The organism is Gilliamella sp. B14384G12 (genome assembly GCF_016101825.1).
In the GTDB taxonomy this organism is placed as follows: domain Bacteria; phylum Pseudomonadota; class Gammaproteobacteria; order Enterobacterales; family Orbaceae; genus Gilliamella; species Gilliamella apicola_N.
The window spans coordinates 1-3044 of record NZ_JACFPU010000024.1 but is presented as its reverse complement, the minus strand read 5'-3'; the positions used below and the strand labels follow the sequence as shown (position 1 = coordinate 3044).

At 30.6% G+C, this 3044-nt stretch carries 2 protein-coding genes and 1 CRISPR repeat array; both genes read right to left on the bottom strand.

Going from position 1 to position 3044, the window contains the following annotated elements; translation table 11 throughout:
- Positions 1–220: 220 nt before the first annotated feature.
- Positions 221–614: direct repeats of the CRISPR family, unit length 28 nt; unit sequence GGTTTATCCCTGTGCATACAGGGAACAC.
- 660 nt (positions 615–1274) lie between these two features.
- The gene (locus H3S73_RS13435; RefSeq protein ID WP_198236575.1) at positions 1275–2471 is read right to left on the bottom strand and encodes a hypothetical protein; all 1197 of its coding nucleotides are present in this window, start codon (positions 2469–2471) and stop codon (positions 1275–1277) included.
- Positions 2472–2509: 38 nt separating this feature from the next.
- Positions 2510–2842 (bottom strand): endonuclease, encoded by a 333-nt coding sequence (locus H3S73_RS13430; protein ID WP_255519611.1) that lies wholly within the window; start codon positions 2840–2842, stop codon positions 2510–2512.
- Positions 2843–3044 lie beyond the last annotated feature (202 nt).

Sequence of the window (3044 nt, the reverse complement as noted above, 5' to 3'; positions counted from 1 at the left end):
CATAACCGTAATAAAACGTGGTTAGTTCAAGGTCTGATGAGTAAATATGGACCAAGTGGGTTTTAGCATTGTTAAAAATTTTAAATTGAATTAGCAACAAAAGGATGAACAACAGAAAAGCAAATTCAACGAAACTTATAATAAATCGGATAAATATCCTAAAACAAAAAGCTCTCAAACGAGAGCTTTATAAAATCCTATTATAAATAATTTAGTATACGGTCTTTCCCTGTGTATACAGGGAACACTCCCACCCAGCCGAAATTGTCAATCCGTTATCAGGTTTATCCCTGTGCATACAGGGAACACTCCCACCCAGCCGAAATTGTCAATCCGTTATCAGGTTTATCCCTGTGCATACAGGGAACACTATCATCAAAATGCCCGCGAATAACCATTCGTCGGTTTATCCCTGTGCATACAGGGAACACTTAAAAATGGTGGATGTCGTAGAGGAGGAACGCGGTTTATCCCTGTGCATACAGGGAACACAAATATTGCCCAACACTGTTATAAAAATTGCGCGGTTTATCCCTGTGCATACAGGGAACACGAAGTAAGAAAACATTGAGTTATGCAACAGCAGGGTTTATCCCTGTGCATACAGGGAACACACCAATTATAACATACTGTTTTATAATTAAAATATTGACCGTCAAATTTCTACCGATTTTTTTGGATATTTTTCATTAAAATCACATTATATAACACTATGTTTTTATTTGATTAATTAAAATTAATGTAAGTTAAAATTAGATTCTACGGGATTCTACCGATAAGTTTATATTTTTCATGTAATTAAAAAATAGAAAAAATAAAATGTAGGATTGTGATTTTTGAAATAGCAAAAAAATGCTATGTAATATTGACGCTCTGTCGATTTATCCCTGTGTGTAAAGGGATAAATCGATGTCTGTGTTTAGCGCTACGCCTACTATTCGATTTATTCCAACGTGGGAACTTGTTACACGCGGCTCAGTAATTTCCGTTATTCAGGTATTTAATTGCTAAATCGTTAAGGTTCAGAACTTCTACGATCTAGCACGTAGCGCCCCAAAAATACGATATTTGAGTTGTGAATTTATCCATAATAAATTTACGATTGTTAGTTAATAGGGTCTACAGAGTGCTAGCTAATGATCAAATAATGTCGGCGAGTATTCTAGGGTGCTGTCGATACTGTTGAAGCATCCAAAAGTATCTATAACTCAGATCAAGATATTAGAAAGTGGCATAGGAGGAAATATCAGCTTCCGATGGGTTTACAAAATGGATTATAAATTAATCTCCCAAAATGAATTTAGGTCAGTTTTTTTACTTTCCATATCTTTATAAATTGACATTAAGATATCCAATGAATCATTTGATATGTCAAGTTCATGAAGTTTTTTTATGAGCGCCTCAAAAAAGTTATTTTTTTTAAATTTTTCTGTATCAGTAAATTCATCTAATAAACCTAATAATTGGATAATATTTTCCGAAATTTTTCTTACTTCTTTAAAGAAATTATTAATTAATTCTACAATTAAATGAGAACTTTCTTTATCACTTTCATTTAAATTAGGATAAGGATGAGGATTATGCATAAATTGATTTCTTTTTTTCCTAATTTTATCAAATAAAACTAGTGTTTTTTCATGATTTTCTTTTAACGAAGTAGTTATAATTATGTTTTTCCTCACAAAAGTAGAAAAAACACTCATTTTTTTACAGTTACTAAAAAGTTTTGATTTAATTCCTTTAGATATTTCTTTATGAGATTTTTTTGAGGTGCCATTTTGTTTTTGTATATTTTCCTCGATTGAAAATAATATAAAGAAATATCCGTATACTAGAAATGCAGAATATAACAGTCTACTAGCTTTATCTAAATGTGTAAGAAATGTTCTGTAAAGAGAGTCCAACATGAGAGTCATAAATTCACTGCCAATTGAACTTATTTTACATTCATCACTTTTTTCCAACATTAAAAAAAATTCTAAACATTGTTGAACATTTTCTAAAAGATCCTCTAAAGAAGAATGAGCCTGCATTGAAGGTTCATTATATTTTATATACATATCTGTACAGATGTTGAGTAAATTATCATCACTAGATTCTTTTATAATTGAAACGAAATTTGCTAATTTAGCTTTATCTTGTATGAAGATATCATCAAAATCAGATAAAACACAGAAAAATGAATCAAAATCATAAGAATTTTCAGAGGCGCTATTTTTACCAATTAGAATTTTAATATTAGAATGGTAAGAAATACCTTTAAAATGTGATCTGCTCTCTAAATAATCATGTAGTTTTAACAAAAGAGTATCTTTTTTTAAAAAATTAATGTTATTTCTATTTATAGAATTCAATATTTTATCATAGTAAACTTTCGCCACTAAATAATCTAAAACATGACCAAAAATATCATAAATTATTTCAACATCATTATTTTTTGTTTCATTTGAATGTTTGTCTAGTTTTTTCATAAAAGCGAGATAAAATTTAAAATATAAACATTCTAATACTAATGAAAGAGTATTTCATATTTTTTATTAATAAAACTGTTGTCATTACCCTGAATTTGTTCAATTTGTTTGTTACGCTCGCATTCCCATTCGTCAGATGAGTATGTTTTATCCCATGTTGTCATTAATTTGCTCTGCGCGTCAGATAGATTGATATTGCATTTATCCTGCATGTAGAAATAGGTCTGCACTATCATGCCTCTAATTTCCTCGCGATTTTGAAATTGACCATATTGGTTGAGCCTTTTAGTAAATTGAGAGTAACGGAAATTAGAATGGTCGCCATTAACCTCACCGATTGACGGCTGGAGATGATGCAAATCGTCCACCATTGCACTAACATTGCAAATGACATCCAAAAATTTTCAGCAAACATGACATACTCCTATTCTATACAAGATGTCCGTACCTGATTTTTCTGAGTATATAACCGCACCTAATAAAATCTACATTACCCTTTTTACCATTAAACAGGAATTCATAACCGTAATAAAACGTGGTTAGTTCAAGGTCTGATGAGTAAATATGGACCAA